14 protein-coding genes are annotated in these 15,182 nt (G+C 54.8%); 5 read left to right on the forward strand and 9 right to left on the reverse strand.

Features of this window, described 5'->3' with window-relative positions; translation table 11 throughout:
- Positions 1-74 precede the first annotated feature (74 nt).
- On the reverse strand, positions 75-1,181 hold the full coding sequence (locus JAO77_RS05160; protein ID WP_198989220.1) for an Mrp/NBP35 family ATP-binding protein: 1,107 nt from the start codon (positions 1,179-1,181) through the stop codon (positions 75-77).
- Positions 1,182-1,360: 179 nt separating this feature from the next.
- Between JAO77_RS05160 and JAO77_RS05165 the strand changes: the two genes are divergently transcribed.
- Together JAO77_RS05165 and JAO77_RS05170 are read left to right on the forward strand one after the other, a co-directional pair.
- The gene (locus JAO77_RS05165) at positions 1,361-1,576 is read left to right on the forward strand and encodes a DUF2471 family protein (RefSeq protein ID WP_198989221.1); all 216 of its coding nucleotides are present in this window, start codon (positions 1,361-1,363) and stop codon (positions 1,574-1,576) included.
- Between the two features lie 9 nt (positions 1,577-1,585).
- A complete protein-coding gene (locus tag JAO77_RS05170; RefSeq protein WP_198989222.1) occupies positions 1,586-2,068 on the forward strand; it encodes a hypothetical protein in 483 nt (160 codons plus the stop codon).
- A 57-nt stretch (positions 2,069-2,125) separates the two neighbouring features.
- Here the strand turns inward: JAO77_RS05170 and JAO77_RS05175 are convergent, their stop codons facing one another.
- Positions 2,126-3,967, reverse strand: coding sequence for a glycoside hydrolase family 2 protein (locus JAO77_RS05175; RefSeq protein ID WP_198989223.1), 1,842 nt, complete (start codon positions 3,965-3,967; stop codon positions 2,126-2,128).
- A gap of 186 nt (positions 3,968-4,153) precedes the next feature.
- A complete protein-coding gene (locus tag JAO77_RS05180) occupies positions 4,154-5,419 on the reverse strand; it encodes an asparagine synthetase B (protein WP_198989224.1) in 1,266 nt (421 codons plus the stop codon).
- A 195-nt stretch (positions 5,420-5,614) separates the two neighbouring features.
- Between JAO77_RS05180 and JAO77_RS05185 the strand changes: the two genes are divergently transcribed.
- Both JAO77_RS05185 and JAO77_RS05190 read left to right on the forward strand, forming a co-directional pair.
- Positions 5,615-6,862, forward strand: a complete 1,248-nt coding sequence (locus JAO77_RS05185) for an ABC transporter permease (RefSeq protein WP_198989225.1) — start codon at positions 5,615-5,617, stop codon at positions 6,860-6,862.
- 424 nt (positions 6,863-7,286) lie between these two features.
- The gene (locus tag JAO77_RS05190; RefSeq protein ID WP_198989226.1) at positions 7,287-7,694 is read left to right on the forward strand and encodes a hypothetical protein; all 408 of its coding nucleotides are present in this window, start codon (positions 7,287-7,289) and stop codon (positions 7,692-7,694) included.
- A gap of 148 nt (positions 7,695-7,842) precedes the next feature.
- Here JAO77_RS05190 and mtaB read toward each other — a convergent pair whose 3' ends face one another.
- Positions 7,843-9,186 (reverse strand): tRNA (N(6)-L-threonylcarbamoyladenosine(37)-C(2))-methylthiotransferase MtaB, encoded by a 1,344-nt coding sequence (mtaB, locus tag JAO77_RS05195; RefSeq protein ID WP_198989227.1) that lies wholly within the window; start codon positions 9,184-9,186, stop codon positions 7,843-7,845.
- 409 nt (positions 9,187-9,595) lie between these two features.
- Between mtaB and JAO77_RS05200 the strand changes: the two genes are divergently transcribed.
- Positions 9,596-11,785 (forward strand): glutamine synthetase III family protein, encoded by a 2,190-nt coding sequence (locus JAO77_RS05200; protein WP_198989228.1) that lies wholly within the window; start codon positions 9,596-9,598, stop codon positions 11,783-11,785.
- A gap of 116 nt (positions 11,786-11,901) precedes the next feature.
- Here the strand turns inward: JAO77_RS05200 and JAO77_RS24470 are convergent, their stop codons facing one another.
- The 5 genes from JAO77_RS24470 to JAO77_RS05225 form a co-directional block, all read right to left on the reverse strand.
- Positions 11,902-12,147 carry a patatin-like phospholipase family protein gene (locus JAO77_RS24470; RefSeq protein ID WP_370549805.1) on the reverse strand — a complete coding sequence of 82 codons (246 nt, stop codon included), beginning with the start codon at positions 12,145-12,147 and terminating at the stop codon, positions 11,902-11,904.
- A gap of 42 nt (positions 12,148-12,189) precedes the next feature.
- Positions 12,190-13,356: a hypothetical protein gene (locus JAO77_RS05210; RefSeq protein WP_198989230.1), complete on the reverse strand. Its 1,167-nt coding sequence runs from the start codon at positions 13,354-13,356 to the stop codon at positions 12,190-12,192.
- A gap of 168 nt (positions 13,357-13,524) precedes the next feature.
- Positions 13,525-13,758 carry a hypothetical protein gene (locus tag JAO77_RS05215; protein WP_198989231.1) on the reverse strand — a complete coding sequence of 78 codons (234 nt, stop codon included), beginning with the start codon at positions 13,756-13,758 and terminating at the stop codon, positions 13,525-13,527.
- A gap of 654 nt (positions 13,759-14,412) precedes the next feature.
- Positions 14,413-14,577 carry a DUF3606 domain-containing protein gene (locus JAO77_RS24010; RefSeq protein WP_198989232.1) on the reverse strand — a complete coding sequence of 55 codons (165 nt, stop codon included), beginning with the start codon at positions 14,575-14,577 and terminating at the stop codon, positions 14,413-14,415.
- A gap of 269 nt (positions 14,578-14,846) precedes the next feature.
- Positions 14,847-15,068 carry a hypothetical protein gene (locus JAO77_RS05225; RefSeq protein WP_198989233.1) on the reverse strand — a complete coding sequence of 74 codons (222 nt, stop codon included), beginning with the start codon at positions 15,066-15,068 and terminating at the stop codon, positions 14,847-14,849.
- Positions 15,069-15,182 lie beyond the last annotated feature (114 nt).

Consider the following 15,182-nt stretch of genomic DNA (forward strand, 5'->3'; position numbering starts at 1 on the left):
AACAGCTAAATAGAAAGTAACGTGCGGTGAGTGGCTTGGTCTAGGCCAATAACTCACTGCGCACTACTCCTCAATTAATTGTTCATTGTAACGACAGTCGTCTTGGGGGCTACGTTGTTGCGGATGCTGACCTGGCGGGCTAGGCTTTCGGCTAGCTCTCGGAACGTGGCAGCTTCCGGCGAAGTTACGTCGGCGAGCACGGCGGGGCGGCCTTGGTCGCCGGCTTCGCGCACGGCTTGTACCAGCGGCAGCTGGCCAATGAGGGGCACCTGGTGCTTATCGGCCAGGCGTTGGCCGCCGCCTTCACCAAAGATGTAGTACTTGTTGTTGGGTAGCTCGGCGGGCGTAAACCACGCCATATTCTCGACAATGCCCAGCACCGGCACGTTTATCTGCGGCTGGCGGAACATCTGGAGGCCCTTCTGCGCATCTAGGAGCGCCACCGGCTGCGGCGTGGTCACGACGAGCGCGCCAGTTACGGGCACGGTCTGTACCATGGTGAGGTGAATGTCGGACGTGCCGGGTGGCAGGTCGAGCAGCAGGTAGTCGAGGTCGCCCCAGTCTACTTCCGTAATGAACTGCTTGAGCGCCGACGAAGCCATAGGGCCGCGCCACACAATGGCGTTTTCGCTAGGGGCCAGGAAGCCGATGCTCATCAGCTTCACGCCGTATTGAACCACCGGCTGAATCCGGTTTTTGCCCTGCTGGTCCTGAAACACGTGCGGCCGGGCATCTTCTACGCCGAACATCGTAGGCATGCTCGGCCCCGAGATGTCGGCGTCAATCAGCCCAACTTTGGCGCCGCTGGCGGCCAGTGCCACGGCCAGGTTGGCGGTTACGGTGCTTTTGCCCACGCCGCCCTTGCCCGAGGCAATGGCGATGATATTCTTCACGCCGGGCAAGATGGTGTTGTTGTTGCGCATGGTGGTCACGCGCGAGGTCATCTGAATCACCACGTTGGCGTCTTTGTCCACCATCGTGTGCACGGCCCGCTCGCAGGCATCGTGGATGAGCTGCTTGAGGGGGCAGGCTGGGGTAGTGAGCACCACGGTGAAGGATACCGTACGGCCTTCTACCACAATGTCTTCCACCATGTTGAGCGTAATCAAGTCCTGCCCTAGGTCGGGCTCTTCCACGAAGCTCAGGGCGTGGCGGACGGCTTCTATCGTTAGTTCGGGCATACAAGGCAAATGCACCACCTAGGGCGCAAGTTGCAAAGATAACCCGGGCGGCGGGGTAGGGGTTTCACTAAATGTGGATGTGCTCAATATCTTTACGAGTATTGATATCATAAAAGAATACACCAATAAGGAACTTAGAATTGTGTGTTTAAGTGCTAATTAACCATATTTTATAAATTATGCAGGACATCCATGAAATCCTTGCTGCCTATAATCTGAATGCATTAGATATTCAGCGAATCACGACTGAAGCCAAAGCATCTTCTGTAGGTTCTGGAGTAAAAGGCGTAAGTCGAGGACTCCTCCAGCCTACATGGAATTTACTCGATGATATATCAAATGAAATTTGGTATTCGGAAACGGAAGTGTCTCATAAGATTCCTTTAGGATTTTAAGCTTTTGAAATGTTTTCGAGTTATTATCACTTCCTAGTTCCGTTCTACCATGGGATTCGTAATAGGGAAATCTATTTAGTAGAGCATAAAGAAATTATTTGGAAACGTTTTATACAGTATCTATTAGCAGAAGCTTGTTACTCTGACCCGCTTAGCTACGTTCTATGGGTAGATTTTTTTGAGGATATAACTACTGTAAGAGAAACGTGGCAAGGATTGGTAAATAACTGTTCTACTAAGAAAGCTTTATTGCTTCTATTAGAAATAGCTGGACCTGTACCATTTGACTTAAAAGAAGTTTATTATAAAGCGTTACTTATGGATATAGGTAGTCATGAAGTTGTTTTTAACAGCTTATTGCATAGTGCTTTTGATGTGTATGGTCAGATTGATAGTAAGAAGGCTCAGCTAATCTTAGCTGAATTAAAAGTTGATATTAATAGTGAGAATTATAAACTGCTAAAGAAGAAGTTGCAGTTAATAGATAAATGATATTCAATAAAAAAGCCGCGATAAATACCACGGCTTTTTTACTAAAGGTGTCAGTTATTATTCCGGCTGCCCCGGCTCGGAGTGCAGCAGGCCAGCTGGCACGTCGAGCTCGCCCGAGTGGAAGCCGATGAGGCCGTTGCGCTCATCCTCGATGTTGGTGGCCTGGGTGTACACATCGCCCGCGATGGGGCGTTTGCGCAGCTCCTGCTTGAAGGCGCGGATGCTGTTGGTGCGGGCCTCTGCGTCGGCAGGGCCGCCGTAGTCGGGGAAGCCGAAGCCGCCCCACTCGCTCACCAGCAGCGGGCGCTGGCCGCGGTAGAAGTAGGGGTCGCCCACTACCAGCGGGAAGGCGGCGGTGCCCTCCATCTCGCCGTGGATGAGGCGGTCGAGCAGCTCGCGCCAGCGCCCTAGGTCAGGGGTATAGAGGTGAGCTGTGAGCAGGTCCGACTTGAGCGAGCCCTGGTACGAGATGTGGTGCCAGCCGTCGTTGTCAATCACCAAGAACTGCGGGTGCGCTAGCTGCATAAAGTTGTACATCTGCACGATGTAGCGCTGGGTGGCTGGGTTGGTGGCAATATCCTGGGCTCCCCAGTCTTCGTTGTAGAGGCTCCAGATAACGATGCTGGGGTGCGTTTCCATCAGCGAGAGCATGCGTAGCAGCTCGGCGCGGTGGTTTTCGCGGCTGCGGGGGGTGCTGCTGTGCGGGCTGGGCACTTCTACCCACAAAAGCAGCCCCAGCTCGTCGGCTAGGTTATAGATGCGGGGGTCGATGCCCGCGATGTGCACGCGCACCAGGTTGCAGCCTAGCTCCTTCATGGCGTGCATGTGGCGCTGCATCTCGGCGAAGGTGGCCGTGCCGGGCTGGTACAAGATGCCGTCGAGGTAGATGGGCTCGTTGTTGAGGTACACCTTACGGCCGCGCGCCTCAATCTTGCGCAGGCCGAAGCGTGCCTCAATCTGGGCCACATAGCCGGTGTTGTCGATGAGCTGGGCTACTAGGCGGTAGCGGTGCGGGTTTTCGGGGCACCACACTTCGGCGCCGGGTACCTCCATCGAAAAACGCTGCTGGTGCTGCCCAGCCGCCAGCCGCATCGGAAAGTCAGACGTGGCCAGCGGGGCCTCGCCCGGCGCGGCATCGGGCTCAAATATTTGCAGGCGCACCGTGTAATCAGCCGCGTCGTGGATGCGCAGCGTCAGGTTGAAGCGCACTAGGTTGTCTTCAATAGTGCTCACCACGCCCACCCGCGAGCGCAGGCGGTTGCGCTCCACGGTTTCGAGCCATACCGAGCGCACGGCCCCGGTGTAGGTCTGGTACCAGATGCCGCCGCGCTTATATACGTGCGACTCCTGCTTGCCGCGCGTAGTTTCGGCGTCCATGGTGTCGGCAATGCGCACCGTGAGGCGGTTGACGAGGTGCAGCATCTCTTCAGGCAACTCGTAGGTAAACGAGGTGTATTCACCGAAGTGCACCGACTCGCCCTCGATAGTAGTGAGCAAGTGCCCATTGAGCCACACCCGCGTTTCGTAGCCGCAGGCCCCAAAGGTGAGCTGAAACAGCGTCCGGTTTTGGGTGGCTGATACCTCGGGTAGGGGAAACTCGCGCTCGTACCAAGCCACTATCTTGTCTTGCCAGGCCGTGGGGCCCTCGGTGTGGGCGGCGGCCATGTGCTCTTCTATCGAGCCGGGCCACTGGGCCGTGTGGCGGTAGTCGTAGCCCTGTTCCCACTCTTCGATGAGGCCGCTGTCGTCACGGTCTACCGCAAATTTCCAGGTGCCATCGAGCAAAAAGTGCGTGCCCGGCCGCAGCACGGCCCGCGGTAGGGAATTATCGGTTTCGGCCGTGGAGTCGATGTCGGGCGGCGCCGACAGGCCGTAGTTGGATTGGGTGAGGTCGTCCATTTAAGAGTATCGAAGCTGGAAGAAGGGAGGAAACGAGAAGTAACCCTAGGTAGTAACGCCAATAGGTACTGGAATGATACAGCCCTAGGTGCCGTTGCTACGCAGCACCCGGCTTAAATGCAAAACCCCGGCCAAGCGTGGCCAGGGTTAGCAAATGCCTGGTAAAGGCCGGCCTCGCGGAGCCGCCTAGGTCTTGAGTTTCTTCTTTTTCGCGGCCGGAAACAGCACATTGTTCAAAATGAGCCGATAGCCGGGCGAGGTAGGGTGCAGGGCCAGGTCAGTGGGTTCTTCGCCCACCATGTGCTGGTAGTCTTCCGGGTCGTGGCCGCCGTAGAAGGTCCAGGTGCCCTTGCCCAGCGAGCCGTGCATGTAGCGCACCTCGCCGGTTTGCTTGGTTTCGCCCATTATCACCACGTCGGGCTTGATGAGGCTTTTGCGGAAGGCCGTGGTCTGGCCCATAAAGCCGTGGATGGTCTTCTCGTGGTTTTGGGTGAGCATGGTCGGCACGGGGTCGTACTTGGCCGAGAAGGTAAAGAGCTGGAAGTAATCGTTCTGCTCGTATAGCCCGCGCTCATAGGGCTGCATGTCGATGTTGGAGTACTCGTACTGCATCGGGTTCATGTACAGCTGAAAGTTCTGAAACGCCAGCGTGCGGTTGAAGTTGAGCTTGCTCTGGGCCGCCGGGTCGGCAGGGTCGCCGTCGTACATGCTTTCCACCATATCGACCCCTAGGCCGGCCAGCGCAATGTCGTAGGAGTCGGTGGCCGAGCACATGGCAAACATGAAACCGCCGCCCGCAATAAACTCCTGCATCTTCACGGCTTCGGCGGCCTTCATCTGGCTCACCTTGCCAAAGCCGTTGCGCTTGGCGGCGGCTTCGGCCTCGCGCTGCTGCTGCTGGTACCAGGGCGCGTAGCGGTAGGTTTGGTAAAACTTGCCGTACTCGCCCGTAAAATCTTCGTGGTGCAGGTGCAGCCAGTCGTACTTGGGCAGCACGCCGCTCAGCACCTCGTCGTCATAAATCTTATCGTAAGGAATTTCGGCGTAGGTGAGTACCATCGTCACGGCGTCGTCCCAGGGCTGCTTGCCCTTAGGCGTGTACACCGCTATTTTGGGCACCTTCTCCAGCTTCATCACGTCCATATTGGCGTTGGGGTCAGCTATTTCCGATAAAATGCTGGTGTACTGCGCCTCCGAAATAGTCTGAAACGAAATGCCGCGCACCGCCAGCTCACTTTCCACCGCTGGCTGTGCCTCCATCGCAAACGCGCCCCCTTTATAATTGAGTAGCCAATCGACCTCTATCTGCTTGCTCAACGCCCAGTAGCACAGGCCGTAGGCCTTGAGGTGCTCCTTCTGTGTATTGTCCATCGGGATGAAAATATGGTTGGCGAACGCCGGCAGGGTAGGGGCGAGCAGCGCCAGCAGTAGGGCAAGACGTTTTAGAAACATACTTTTGAGGGCAGAAGACCAGCTGGGCAAACGAGCCCGCCGCTACCGTAGTTCAAGGTACGGGCGCCGGGCCATAACAACGCGACACCCCGCAGTAGCCACCTTACCTGCTTGCCCGCATCCCTACTTCTCGCCTAGCCAGCCTGCCGCCGGCGGGCGTATCAGTTGAATCCTAAAAATCCGTTCGAATCTGCGATGAGTTTACTCGAAAACATCCGCGAAGCCCTGCGCTCCATCAAGGGTAATCTGCTGCGCACTATCCTCACCGCCCTCATCGTCAGCATCGGGCTTATGGCTCTGGTGGGAATTCTCACGGCCATCGACGCCATGCGCCACTCCCTAGGTGACACCTTTGCCAGCCTCGGGGCCAATGCCTTTGAAATGAAAGCCAAGGGCTACACCAACCGCTCGCGCCGTGGTGGCGTGCAGGGCAAGCAGTACCCGGCCATCACGTACCTGCAAGCCAGCCTCTATAAGAAGGAGCTGACCCAGCGCGAGCCCGCCGCCATTGTGGGTGTGTCGGCGCGCATCAGCGGAGCCACCGAAGCCAAAGCCAACGGCGAGAAAACCAACCCCAACATGGAAGTAGTGGCCGGCGACGAAAACTACCTGCGCATCCAGAGCTACGCACTCGCCCAGGGCCGCACCTTTTCGCCCGCCGAGCTGCAAAACGGGGCCAACGTGGTTGTCATCGGCGAAGAAATTAAAGACAAGCTTTTTCCCAGCCAGAGCCCCGTTGGCCAGTATCTCTACGCGCTAGGTCGGCGGTTTCAGGTAGTGGGGCTGTTTGAGAAAAAAGGCAGCAACGCAGGCGGCGGCGGGGCCGACCGCCTGCTGCTAGTGCCCCTCGAAACCGGCAACCAACTGCCCCGCCAGGGCGCCCTTACCTACGACGTAAAAACGGCTACTCCCAACGCCCAAAGCTTAAGCTACCTCCAAGACCAGGCCACCGGCGTGATGCGCGCCGTACGCCACGACCGCCTGGGCCAGGAAGACTCTTTCGAAGTCGAAAGCTCGGACTCCGCCTCCAAAACCCTCGATGAGCTAGCTGGCAAGATGCAGATGGGCGGCGGGCTGGTGGCCTTCATCACGCTGCTCGGGGCCAGCATCGCGCTCATGAATATTATGCTAGTATCAGTAACCGAGCGCACCCGCGAAATCGGCATTCGCAAGGCCCTTGGTGCTACTTCGCGCCAGGTGCGCCAGCAGTTCCTGCTCGAGGCCATCGTTATCTGCGTGCTCGGTGGCTCTCTTGGCATCCTGCTCGGCATTGCCATGGGTAATGGTGTAGCGCTGCTAGTAGGCAGTTCCTCCTTCCTAGTACCGTGGCTGTGGGTCGGCGTGGGACTGGCCATCTGCGTGTCGGTAGGGCTGATTGCGGGCTCTTACCCGGCTGGCAAAGCAGCGGCGCTCGACCCCATCGAAAGCCTGCGCTACGAATAGACCGCAGATTCGAACGGATTTTTAAGATTTAACGGATACGCCCGGCTGCGCCGGGCTGATTAGTGAAGGCCGGCTGGATATTTTCCAGCCGGCCTTTTACATTTGTGGCAAAATAACATTTGGTATAATGGCAGTTTCCTCCGTCGGGCAGCGGTTTTCGCAGCTTATCCAGCAGTTGGGCATGAGTAAAAATGCTTTTGCGCTGTCGCTTGATAAAACAGCTACGGTTATACAACATTTGGTTGATGAGCGTAATAAGCCGGGTTTTGATCTTATGTGTAAGGTTTTTGAAGTATACCCAAATGTATCTAGGGATTGGTTGCTGTTAGGTAAGGGGCCTATGCTGCTGGATGGTGCTATGAGCCCTGAGCCGCCAGCAGTTTCAGAAGAAGCCGCCGGGCCTGTGTTGGCTAAGGCTACAGTGTTGCTCCAGTCTTCTGCTAGTCCAAGCTTTCCTGCGCCGCTTTTTGCAGTTTCGGCCGCCCGCCCAGCGCTTGCCGATGTGTCAGCCCCGCCTGCTGCCCCAGTAGCGCTTCCTGCTGCAGATGCCCCCGCCCGCGCTGACCAAGCCCACCAGCCGGTGCCTGTGGCCCCAAATCCGGCCCTAGGTGCCTCCTCTTCGCCTCCTCCGCCTGTAGCGCCTCTGCCGGCTCCGGGCGCAGTAGCCCCGGCTGCTCCGGTAGCTTCGCTTGATGCGGCGGCGCTTACTGCCGCTTTGCACGCCCAGTACTTGCAGCACCAGCTAGCCCTGGCTGAGCAGCGCAATCAACACCTACTAGAGCAACAGCAACTCATGCAGCAAATGCTAGACCTCTTGCGCCGCCCCGCCTAAGCTCTAGATTTAACGAATTTTGCGGATGACTCCTCGGCTTACTTCATTTACCCGAATGCTAGACACCTAGGCGACGAACAAAAAAAGGCAGCTCGTAAGCTGCCTTTTTTACATCCACAAAATCCCATTAATTCGTCAAATCCGCGGTTTAGACAAGAATGCCGACTTCCTCGGCCTCCATCAGCCCTAGGGTATTTACTTGCGTGAGGCGTAGGGGGCGCACCTCGCCTACCAGCAGCGGGTCGTATTTGGCAGCTACCCGGATGTAGTTGGGCGTGTAGCCCTCCACCCGGCCGTCGGTTACATCGTCCTCAAACAGCACATTGGTTTCGAAACCTGCGTGCTGCTCGTAGAAAAAGCGTTTCTTTTTTTCCGATAAGCTGCGGAGTTGGGTGGTGCGCTCGGTGCGCACGCGCTCAGGCACGCGACCTTTCAGGGTTGGGGCCAGCGTATTGGCCCGCTCCGAGTAAGGAAACACGTGCAGGTAGCTTACCGGCAGCTCGTTCAGGAAATGATAAGTCTCCAGAAAATCAGCCTCCGTCTCGCCCGGAAAGCCCACAATTACATCGACCCCAATACCAGCGTGTGGCATTAGCTCCTTGATGCGGGCCACGCGGTCGGCGTAAAGGGCGCGGCGGTAGCGGCGGCGCATCAGGCCCAATATTTTATCCGAGCCGCTTTGCAAAGGCAGGTGGAAGTGCGGCATAAAGCGCCGTGATGCTGCCACGGTCTGGATAATCTCGTCGGTGAGCAGATTGGGCTCGCACGAGCTGATACGGAACCGCTGCATACCCTCGACCTCATCCAGCGCTTGCACCAGTTGCGTGAAGTTTTCGACGCGCTCGCGTTCGGGACCCTGTATGCCAAAATCTCCTAGGTTGACGCCCGTTAGCACGATTTCCTTTACTCCCTGCGCCGCGAGCGTTTCCACGCGCTCGACCACCGAAGCCACGCTACCCGAGCGGCTGTGCCCGCGCGCCAACGGAATCGTGCAAAACGAGCACGAGTAGTCGCAGCCATCCTGCACCTTCAAAAAAGTTCGGGTGCGTTCGCCCAGCGACTGCGCCGGGTGAAACTCCGTCGCCTCCGAAATAGGCGAGGCAAATACCCGACCCGGTGCGCCTGCTGCTAATGTCAAGCTTTCCGTCTCGAGCTCGGTTAGAATTTCGGCCAGCCGAAATTTCTCGGCCGCGCCCAGCACGGCGCCTACGCCCGGAATCTCCGCAATTTCTTGGGGCTTGAGCTGGGCGTAGCAGCCCACAATAGCTACAAAGGCCTGCGGATTATATTTCAAGGCCTGCTGCACCACCTTCCGGCACTTGCGGTCGGCATGGTCGGTCACAGAGCAGGTATTTACTACGTATAAGTCGGCGCCCTGCTCAAACTCGACGCGGCGCACGCCGCGCTCCTCGAATTGCCGCCCTAGGGCCGACGTTTCGGAGAAATTGAGCTTGCAGCCCAGCGTATAAAAGGCAACAGTTTGAGGATTCATAAGCCGACAAAGTTACGGCCGCGCCTCCATTGGGCGGCGGCCCTAAGTGCCTTTACCAAGCGTGCCGCGTTTAAAGAAGTTTCCGATGCACAGTAGCCTACCTGCTTGGCCACCAAGAGATGGGAAGTGATAACCTAGGAATGGCCACCCCAATCTTTCTGCCGCTTGCTTTAAATAGAAGAAAACGCTGCGAAGTGGTTTGGGAGAAGCTGCGCTGTATTTGATGGGCTGTCAAGTGAAAATTTACTTCATCTTTAAGGTTGAATGCCGTTTGCTTGACATTCAGAGTACTTCGCATAGAAATGAGCCTTATTAATTTGGTAAAGGTTCTTTTTTAAGGGTAATGCCAAGAAAATTGGCTTAGTAAGCGTACTTTTGCCCTGAAAACTGACACCCATTCTTCAATTTCATGGCCATTTTACGCTTCAAAGCCCTCGAACTCGTTGACCAGCGTCAGGCACTGACGGTTACGCCTGAGAAGGGCCGTCGGTCCGATTCTTTTGGGCAGAACGTCTTCAATTTGGAGGCAATGCGGGCAAATATGCCCGGCGAATATTTCAAGAAGCTACAGGCCGCTATTAAGCATGGCACGCCGGTCGAGCGCTCGGTGGCCGACGCGGTGGCTTCGGCCATGAAAACGTGGGCCATGGCCAAGGGGGCTACCCACTACACGCACTGGTTCCAGCCCCTGACCGGGGCCACGGCCGAGAAGCACGACTCGTTCTTCGACCTCAACTCGGACGGGCGCCCGATTGAGAACTTCAAGGGCTCGGCCCTGGTGCAGCAAGAGCCCGATGCCTCGTCGTTCCCCAACGGCGGCATCCGCAACACGTTTGAGGCCCGCGGCTACACGGCCTGGGACCCCACCTCGCCCGCCTTCATCATCGAAACGGTAGGCGCCAAGACACTGTGTATCCCCACCATCTTCGTGGCTTACACCGGCGAGGCGCTGGACTACAAGGCCCCGCTGCTCAAGTCGCTGGCCGTGCTCGAGAAAGCTGCCGTGGATGTGTGTCAGTACTTCGATAAAGATGTGCAGCGCGTCAACACGACCCTCGGTATCGAGCAGGAGTACTTCCTGGTTGATAAGGCTCTTTTCGACGCCCGCCCCGACCTGGTGATGACCGGCCGTACCCTGTTTGGTCACGCCTCGGCCAAAGGCCAGCAGCTCGAAGACCACTACTTCGGCTCGATTCCGCCCCGTGTGCACGCCTTCATGCTCGAGTTTGAGGAAGAAGCCAACGCCCTCGGTATCCCGCTGCGCACCCGCCACAACGAAGTGGCACCCAACCAGTTTGAGTGCGCCCCCACTTTCGAGGATGCTAACTTGGCCATCGACCACAACCAGCTCCTAATGGATGTGATGGACCGCGTAGGCCTCAAGCACAACTTCAAGGTGCTGCTGCACGAGAAGCCTTTCGCTGGCGTTAACGGCTCGGGCAAACATAACAACTGGGCCATGAGCACGGACACGGGCGTGAACCTGCTCGCCCCCGGCCGCCGGCCCAAGGAAAACCTGCAGTTCCTGGCCTTCTTCATCACGACCGTGAAGGCTGTGCACCGCTACGGCGACTTGCTGCGCGCCAGCATCGCCTCGGCCAGCAACGACCACCGCCTCGGGGCCAACGAAGCCCCGCCGGCCATCATGTCCGTGTTCCTGGGCTCGATGCTCGATAGTGTGCTTGACGAACTCGAGCGCACGGCCAAGCTGCCGCTCGACAAGGGCGACAACATCTACCTCAAGCTGGGCATCGATAAGATTCCGGCCATCCTGCTCGACAACACCGACCGCAACCGCACCTCACCTTTTGCCTTCACCGGCAACAAGTTCGAGCTACGCGCCGTGGGCTCCTCGGCCAACTGCTCGTCGGCCATGACCACGCTCAACGCCATCGTGGCGGACCAACTGATTGCCTTCAAAGAGCAGGTCGACGCGCTCATCAACCAAGGCAAGAAGAAAGAAGTGGCTATCGTGGACGTGCTGCGTGAGTACGTTATCTCGTCCAAGAACATCCGCTTCGAAGGCAACGGCTACTCGGACGAGTGGCGCGACGAGGCTGCCCGCCGCGGCCTGGCCAACGTGCCCACCACCCCCCAGGCTCTCGATGCGCTAGTGCGCGACGACGCGGCCGAGCTCTTCAGCCGCCACGGCATCTTCTCCGAAACGGAGCTGCACGCCCGCCACGAGATTCTGCTCGATGAGTACATCAAGAAAATTCAGATTGAAAGCCGCGTCCTCGGTGACCTCGCCGTCAACCATGTTATCCCAACGGCCGTAGCATACCAAACCAAGCTGATTCAAAACGTGCGCGGCCTGCGCGAACTGGGCCTCGACGACGAGAACAGCCAGGTAACGGTAGAAATGATTAAGTCGATTTCGGGCTACGTGTCTACTATCAAGAGCACGGTCGATGCCATGACGGAGGCCCGCAAAGTGGCCAACCGCCTGGAAGACGCCCGCGAGCGTGCCGTGGCCTACTGCGACACGGTGAAAGAGAAATTTGCGGTGATTCGCCGCGCCGCCGACAAGCTCGAACTGCTTGTGGCGGATGAGGACTGGCCCCTGGTGAAGTACCGCGAACTGTTGTTCCGGCATTAACTTTGGGTTGGAGCCACGGACCAGCGCTGGGTGGGAATTCTCGCTGCGTCCGGGTTTGGAAAGGGTCGTGCCGGGTGGCGCGACCTTTTTTTTGTGCCCGCTGGGTAGAGTTGCGTTTAAATAGGTGCTAGGGCACACGCAGTTAGGCTTTTTTTACTAGCTCCGGCCACCTTTTTATATAATGTAACTAAGTCGCTGGCAAGCTTACCAAGTGATAGACCAAGGGCGATAAGTCCGCCGGTAGAAATGCCACATATCATTTCAAAATGGTCGCACAGGCGGCACCCATAAGTTTTTCCCAGTTGAGCCAAGACAGTCGCGCTGTAAAATCCCTCAATGCCACCTCTATTTATAGCAAAAATTTTAAAGTATTTTTTGTTATCATGATACTTTGAAAGAAAGTATTAATCATTAAATTCTCTAGACGAAAATAATTTTCTGCTGTTTATTATTAATTCCAGGCTCCCAAAAGCAGTTGTGGCATAAGAGCTATCTACGCCCTCTACTAACCTAATCGTGCCAGGTATGTGGGGGTAAATATTAATATTACTGTTGCCTAATTGGATTTGGTGACTTCTTGAGTAGTTCATAAGTGCTTCTGATTCTAGAGACGTAGGTTCAGTCATTGAAAAAATATTTATAAGTTCTGAACAGTAACCTTTCTCTGATACAGCCTTTACAGGGAACACATAATTGTATGCCCTTACTTCCTTTATAGAAGCATAGTTTACTTTAGTTGAAGGAAACATTATGCCATCTACTATATTCCTTGTTGCTATATATTGCAGTAGCATCTGAGGTATTATATACTCTGGTTTAAATGAGCCGGTAATTTGGCTGGTTTTGATGGAGCAGGCAATAAAAAGCGGAAACAAAGCCAAGTACCTTAGTATTTCATCTAGATGGTCAGGGCTACCATAGCCAGGTTCACTCTGAGAAGGAAGTGTTTCTAGAAATTCAGCTAAGCGTTGTATTTTAATTACCTTCAGATTCCAAACATTAGAGAATCTGCTAAAGTATAATTTGTTCATGTCAGGCTTATTGTACTCTTCCCAGCATACATAAACTGAACTGCCAAAATAAAGAGCTGGAAAGCCTGGTATGCTATATCTGTTCGTATTTACTAAGTGTCTTTTGTCAAAAGGATTGTGAAATAACTCTGGCCTTGTAAGATGTTTTTCTCCCCCAAATCTAGTTCTGTAAAAATTGTGTTCTTTCTCAATTATCTGTGGTGAACTTACCTCCTTGATTAAAAGAGATTCTAACATAAGGTTGAATTGACCCGTTGCACTATAAACATTTCCAGAATAATATTCTTTAATTGTTCCATTTAAAGCTGATATAATTTTATCAAGTTTCTCAAATGAAACTATATTTTCCTTGTCTTTTTGAATGTACCCATGTACGTCATCTATTACCGGTTTTAGAAAATTTGAATAATATGTCAAGTATTTATTTAACTGTTTAGATAAGAAGGATGGAAAATAATCATTAGTTTGTTGAGTTAATGGTATTGCAAAGGTGGATGTACTTAAAAAGCTAAGTATCTTATCTATTTTCAGATTAGCCATATAAGTATACTCTCCTTTTGTGTACGCTTACTTGCATAGTAGGGCGACTCTTTTTTAATTCGGTCAGTTATACCCGCCACACAGCAGGATGATGATTTCTTACTTTGAGGCAATGACGGCTTCTTGCGAAGTCAGCATCGCATCCTTGGCCGCTATGAACGGCTAGCTTTACTTCAGCGCCCAGCAGCACACGCAGAGTTGAATTGCTGCCACCTTACTAATCTTAATCTTCTGGGTTTTGCAGTTGCCCGCCTGCAGGAAGAAGCTACTCAGAAAGTTGGTGGGTGGCACGCGCAGGTAACTGGCCAGGCGCTCCAACTCGAAGAGGCGCAAGTCGCCGAGGCGGCAAAGGGTGACTAGCTCGGACTTTGAAAGGACCATCTGGACGGCGAGTTGGGGCATAGTGAGGTTGGCAGTCCCCAGGCACTGGGTGACTTTTTCTTCTAAGGTTGCGGGCATAGCGTGCGCTTTACAGCGCGTTGGTGTTGCCTGGGTAAGAGGCAGAGCGAGGGTAAAGAGCTACGGGCGAGCGTCCGTGAAGGTACCGGCCGTAATCACTTGGCTAGTGAATCTGCTGAACGTAGCAGAGAAAGTACCGAAATAGCCGCCGCTGCTAAGCTTGCTCAGTGTGGCCTCAACACCCGGGACCAGGTAGTCAATACCATAGGGTGCCTGTGGCAAACTCGACGTAAGCGTTATCAACAGCAGCGTATAGTCAGAAGCAGGCGCGTCAAGCGGTTTTTGGAAATACAAAATGACTGTTTTGCCACTCTGTTGAGGGTTGGTTGGGATAAGCTCTATATTTAAGTAATCGCCATTTAAATTATAAGCTGAGCCAGAGCGCTCATTCACCACTGCTTTGCAAGGCGTGACGACCCCGTCGAGTGTGTAAGTGCCTGTATTATGTATACTAGCAGTAGGGTCGTCTTTTTTAGAGCAGCCTAGGGTGCCTAGGAGCAGGAAGAGAGCGAATAGGGAAGTAGTGAATAAGCGTAAGCGCATAGGCAGTAACGGTTGGGGTGAATCTATCTTAGTTGGCTATAGTACAGCTAATAGTCAACGGCTTAGGTACTGTTGCACATCGGCCGAGAGCGAGCCCACGGCTATGACAGCATTGCGCAAGCGGGTTTCGGTGCAGTTGAAGGTGCGGCACCAATAGTTGACTTCATTGGTGGACTTGACGTTAATGCGCTTGGCATCGGCAGGAATAGATGGGAGCACCTAGGAGCAGTTGGGACGGGTGAAGCTGGCGCGCAGCAGAATTAAGGTTTAGAATACAGATAGTGGAGGTAGCTAATTGCCGCCATTAAGACTAGCGTGACGCCGACTGCCAAGCCCCACATACGGCTATCCCCTTTGACCTCTTTTGGCATCAATGCCAGGGATAGCGCACTGACTACTAGAAAGAGAATAAAGCGGCGTAGCCGATGATAGGGCATCAATTAGGGCGAGTAAAGCTGGCCTCAGGTATAACGGCTCAGAAGGCGACGCTACTTCTTAATGACCTTATGCGGGAGAACCGTATCGGTCGGCTTGCTTTTCTGCACCATTTTGTGCCCTAGGTTCTTTGTAGTCTTTGCGCTTGGTGCCCCCTGCGCAGTGGACTTTGCGGGAGTCGGGTTATCGTGCGAGGTAGCGGGCGCCTGGGCGTAGGCGGTGAGCAGGAGCACCGAGAGGGCAAGACTGCTGGTGAGGGTAAGTAAGATTTTCATAACGTAGGGTGGGTGTAGGTGACGCTGACGTAGCAGCTATTAAATCTCAACGCTGATGTAAGACCCTTGTAGAGCGGCCTTTGGCATGTAGTAGGTAGTAGTATCTGCTCCGAA

This window comes from Hymenobacter sp. BT559 (assembly GCF_016427535.1).
In the GTDB taxonomy this organism is placed as follows: domain Bacteria; phylum Bacteroidota; class Bacteroidia; order Cytophagales; family Hymenobacteraceae; genus Hymenobacter.

What these genes read in the sequence shown, in the direction of transcription:
- JAO77_RS05170 (WP_198989222.1), top strand. Translation starts at nt 1,586, where the DNA reads ATGTTTTCGAGTTATTATCACTTCCTAGTTCCGTTCTACCATGGGATT.
- JAO77_RS05185 (WP_198989225.1), top strand. Translation starts at nt 5,615, where the DNA reads ATGAGTTTACTCGAAAACATCCGCGAAGCCCTGCGCTCCATCAAGGGT.
- JAO77_RS05160 (WP_198989220.1), bottom strand. Translation starts at nt 1,181, where the DNA reads ATGCCCGAACTAACGATAGAAGCCGTCCGCCACGCCCTGAGCTTCGTG.
- JAO77_RS05175 (WP_198989223.1), bottom strand. Translation starts at nt 3,967, where the DNA reads ATGGACGACCTCACCCAATCCAACTACGGCCTGTCGGCGCCGCCCGAC.
- JAO77_RS05225 (WP_198989233.1), bottom strand. Translation starts at nt 15,068, where the DNA reads ATGAAAATCTTACTTACCCTCACCAGCAGTCTTGCCCTCTCGGTGCTC.
- JAO77_RS05180 (WP_198989224.1), bottom strand. Translation starts at nt 5,419, where the DNA reads ATGTTTCTAAAACGTCTTGCCCTACTGCTGGCGCTGCTCGCCCCTACC.
- mtaB (WP_198989227.1), bottom strand. Translation starts at nt 9,186, where the DNA reads ATGAATCCTCAAACTGTTGCCTTTTATACGCTGGGCTGCAAGCTCAAT.
- JAO77_RS05165 (WP_198989221.1), top strand. Translation starts at nt 1,361, where the DNA reads ATGCAGGACATCCATGAAATCCTTGCTGCCTATAATCTGAATGCATTA.
- JAO77_RS05215 (WP_198989231.1), bottom strand. Translation starts at nt 13,758, where the DNA reads ATGCCCCAACTCGCCGTCCAGATGGTCCTTTCAAAGTCCGAGCTAGTC.
- JAO77_RS05210 (WP_198989230.1), bottom strand. Translation starts at nt 13,356, where the DNA reads ATGGCTAATCTGAAAATAGATAAGATACTTAGCTTTTTAAGTACATCC.
- JAO77_RS05200 (WP_198989228.1), top strand. Translation starts at nt 9,596, where the DNA reads ATGGCCATTTTACGCTTCAAAGCCCTCGAACTCGTTGACCAGCGTCAG.